The following is a 4,012-nucleotide window of genomic DNA, read 5'->3' as shown; positions in this document are numbered from 1 at the left end:
GTGCGGGACGGCGGTCTCGTGGCGGGCGACGACGAACCGCGCGTCGCGATCGGCGAGCGCCCGGTTCAGCGGGAGGGTCTGCTTGCCGGGGATCCCGAAGACGGTGTCGACGCCGCGGTCGAGCATCGCGTCGACGACCGCCTCGGCGACGGTCGGTGGGTCGTCGTGCCTATCGGCGGCGGGCGAGGGCTCGTCAGCGTCCATGTCGCGAAGTCGGCGGAGCGTATGTTGAAAGCTTCGTCCGCCGCCGGGCCCGCGGGCGAGCGCGGGACGCGACGCGGCGGGGAGGGGAACGCATCGGAGGGGCGGCGACACTCCGCGTCACAACGGAACGAGGGGGTAACCCGCGACTTCGGTCGCGGGGCACTGACATGTACACTTATGCTAGCGTGTGCTGTCATGTGTCATGTATGCGCTTACCAGAGACTCGTGACCTGTTCGCGAGGAAACTACAGTTTCCGGCGCCCCGAAGCGAGGTGCTGGAGACGGTCGGTGACACGGAGTTGTCGCCGCCCGACGGAGAGTCCACGACGATCCGGGCGGTCATCGACCGGTCGGAGGTCGAGACGTTCGACTCGGCCGACGACCTCTACGACACGCTGATGATGCTCGTCGGCGCGCAGTTCATCGGCCGCCGGTACTACGACGACCGCGGCGGGATGCCGGGCGACGAGGAGAACGAGGTGAGCTTCTGATGTCAGTCACGATCGTGTCGGGAGTCAACGGCGTCGGCCTTTCCAGCGTCTGTCAGGCGGTCAGGCGCGGACTCGGAGATGGGTACAAGCTGATCAACTTCGGCGACGTGATGCTCGAACAGGCGGCGGCGATGGGGCTCGCGACCGAGCGGGCCAAGCTCGGCACGCTCTCACAGCCCGAGACGCGGCGGCTCCAGCGCCGCGCAGGCGAGTTCGTCGCCGAGGAAGCGGAGACGACGAACGTGATCCTCTCGACGCACCTCGCGGTCGAGACGCTGACCGGCTACGTCCAAGGGCTTCCAGTCGAAGTGCTCGAAGACGTCTCGCCTGACGCGTTCGTCCTCGTGGAGGCGGAACCGGCGACGATCCTCGAACGCAGGCGGGCGAGCGACCGCGACCTCGACGGGGTCACCGAACGCCAGATCGACTTCGAGCAGGACCTCAACCGGTCCGCGGCGCTCCAGTACGCGCGCGACCAGAACGCGCCCGTCCGGTTCGTCGAGAACGAGGGGGAGATCGAGGGGGCGGCCGAGCGCTTAGCTGACGCGCTCTGAGCGAGCGGCGCGATTCGGCACGCGTCCGGTCCGGCGGCGTCGGGCCGCGGACTACTCCGCGACGTTCGTCTCGCGGACGCGGACGCCCTTCCGCCCGAGGTGCCGCATCTGTCGCTGGGCGAACTCCTCCTCGCTCGACCCGCGCGTCGCGAGGACGTAGACCAACGCGGAGCCGGTCGGCCGCATCGTCCGTCCCGCCCGCTGTGAGCCCTGTCGTCGAGAGCCGCCGAGCCCGCTCGCGACGACGGCGAGTTCGGCGTTCGGGAGGTCGATCCCCTCGTCGCCCACCCGCGAGACGACGAGGACGTCGAGATCGTCGTCGGCCGCCCCGCCGCCCGAACCCTCCGCTTCGCCGTCCGCCCGGAACCGGCGGAACAGCTCCGCGCGCTCGTGGTGCGGCGTCTCGCCGCTGATGAAGGGGACGCCGAGCGCGTCGGCGATCGCGGCGCCCTGGTCGAGGTACTCGACGAAGACGAGCGTCTTCTTGTCGCGGTGGGCCGCGAGCAGGTACCGGATCTCCTCGACCTTCGCGGGGTTCTCGGCCGCGAGCCGTCTGCGGTCCCGGCCGTCCGCGGCGGCGTACTCGTTGCGCGCCGTCTCGTCGCGCCACGGGACGTAGCGGATCTCGACCTCGGGCTCCTGAACGAAGCCGGCCTCGAACAGCGCGTCCCAGTCCGCCCCGATGGGCTGGCCGATGAGGGTGTAGATCTCTTCCTCGCTGCCAGTCTCGCTGACGGGCGTCGCCGAGAGTCCGAGCCGGTGTTTGCTCTGGAGCTCGGCGGTCCGCGAGTACACCGGGGCGGTGACGTGATGGCATTCGTCGAAGCAGATCAGCCCCCATTCGCGGGAGTCGAAGAGGCTCCGGTGGCGGTCCATCCCGGCGATCTGGTAGGTCGCGATCGTGACGGGGCGGATCTCCTTGGTCCCCCCGTGGTAGAGTCCGATGTCGGCGGGGTCGACCGTGGAGTGCTCCAGCAGCTCCTCGCGCCACTGGTCGGCGAGCTCGCGTGAGGGGACCAAAATCAGCGTTTCGCCGCCGACCGCGGCGATCGTCGCGATCCCGGCGACGGTCTTGCCGGAGCCCGGCGGCCCGACGTACACGCCGGACTTGCGGTCGAGGAACGTCTCGACCCACGTCTCCTGGTAATCGCGGAGGTCGGTCGCGAGGTCGATCTCGACCGGGTCGCCGGTCTCGAGGTCGCGGTCGTCCTCGACCGGGTAGCCGGCGTCGTAGAGCGTGCGCTTGACCGCGGCGACCGCCGCCTCGTTCACCCACGCCTCGGTGTCCGAGATTGGCGCGCGGAGGTGGTCGTCGTCGAGGTGCTGGTCGGCGACGTTCCCCATCAGGTTCTCGGAGGCGGCCTCGAAGACGACGTACCCGTCCGCGTGGGTGTACAGCCGGAAGCGGTGCGCCCGACGCCACTGGTCGCGCACCCACGCTTCGAGGTGTTCGTACCGCCGCGGCAGCACCGACCGGAGCGCGCCCACGAGCGCGTCGGCGTCGTCGAACGGTGCTGCCCACACGTCCTCCTGGCGGATCCGATAGAGATACCCGCGGGTTCCGGGCTCGGTGCCGGTGGTGTCGACGAGGTTCGCGAACTGCGAGAGCCGCGCGCGGGTGTACTGCGTGGGGCGGTCGACGACGATCTCGCGGCGCTTCGGGAAGGTCACGACGCGCTCGCGGCTCGCCAACGCGCCCCAGTCGCGGGGGTAGAATACGACGGGGTCGGCCTCGACGTCGAGTCGGTCCACGTCGCCGCGGTCGACGAGCGCGGCGAGCGCGTCGCGGGCCGCGGCCTGCGTGGTCCCCAGTCGGCGGGCGACCTCGCTCGCCGTTGCGACCGGTCGCTCCTCGGCCTCGAGCGCCTCGTGGAAGCGATCTAAGGAGAGGTCTTCAGCGTCGTCCTCGCTGGAATCGTCGCCGGCGTCGTCGCCGGTGTCGTCGGTCATCACCGCCGCTTCGGTCGCGACGCGGAAATGGATAGCGTCACCGGGCGAGCGGAGTTGGTGACCGTAGACAGATCGCGATGGGTTGCTATCGCGGTGAGCACCGCCGAAGCCCTAGCCGCTCGTTTATAAATGGTTGACGGCAGATCGGTGCCGAACGCCTCCAAAGCCCCAGCCGCTCGCTTATAAATGGTTGACGACGGATCGACAGTGACCACCGCCAAAGCCCCAGCCGGGAGGCGGGCGCACGCTCGCTGTCGTTCGAAAGGCGCGAAGCGCCTTTCGTGATGTTGCCAGACTCCGCCGGAGTCTGGCCGCTAGCCAGAAATCGGGGATTTCTGGCGATGACGAGACGCCTGTGGCGTCTCGAACCACGCTCCTCGTCACTCACTCCGTTCGTTCCTGCGGTGCTTACGTCGTCATCAGAACGCTCCGCGTTCTGATCGGCTCACGAGAGCGAAGCTCTCGTGAACGCCTGCGCCCGCCTCACGGCAGCGTGGCGCTACGCGCCACGGGCAGCGAGGGACACGGTCCCTCGGGCAACCGGGCTTCGCCCGGTGACAGGGCGAGAGCAAAGCTCTCGCTTGAAACCGGACGTAGTCCGGTGACAGCCGGCGGCGGAGCCGCCGGTGACTGCCCCTTTGAGTCCCGCCCCGAACCGCTCCGCACAGCACCTCACGCCTCCCCAGCCTCGTCGCCGGACTACGTCCGGCTGCAAGCGAGAGCTTCGCTCTCGCCCTGTCAGTCGCCCTCGCTCCGCTTCGGGCGACTGACTCCCTCGCGCGTGCTCCTCGCGTCCTTCGGACGCTTGGGGGC

The 4,012-nt window shown here is 69.5% G+C and carries 4 protein-coding genes; 2 read left to right on the top strand and 2 right to left on the bottom strand.

The genetic code is table 11. From position 1 onward, the window contains the following. On the bottom strand, nt 1-204 hold a 204-nt coding region (locus B9G38_RS14885; protein ID WP_255375984.1), incomplete at its 3' end, for a thiamine pyrophosphate-binding protein. A gap of 206 nt (nt 205-410) precedes the next feature. Here B9G38_RS14885 and B9G38_RS14880 point away from each other — a divergent pair. Both B9G38_RS14880 and B9G38_RS14875 read left to right on the top strand, forming a co-directional pair. After that, a complete protein-coding gene (locus B9G38_RS14880) occupies nt 411-695 on the top strand; it encodes a hypothetical protein (protein ID WP_049932543.1) in 285 nt (94 codons plus the stop codon). Then, a complete protein-coding gene (locus tag B9G38_RS14875) occupies nt 695-1,249 on the top strand; it encodes an adenylate kinase (RefSeq protein WP_049932541.1) in 555 nt (184 codons plus the stop codon). Before B9G38_RS14880 ends, B9G38_RS14875 begins: the two co-directional genes overlap by 1 nt. Before the next feature lie 51 nt (nt 1,250-1,300). Here B9G38_RS14875 and B9G38_RS14870 read toward each other — a convergent pair whose 3' ends face one another. Beyond that, nucleotides 1,301-3,199 (bottom strand): DEAD/DEAH box helicase, encoded by a 1,899-nt coding sequence (locus tag B9G38_RS14870; protein WP_086220895.1) that lies wholly within the window; start codon nt 3,197-3,199, stop codon nt 1,301-1,303. Nucleotides 3,200-4,012 lie beyond the last annotated feature (813 nt).

The organism is Halorubrum sp. SD612 (assembly GCF_002135005.1).
This window is presented reverse-complemented; position numbering and strand designations above follow the sequence as displayed.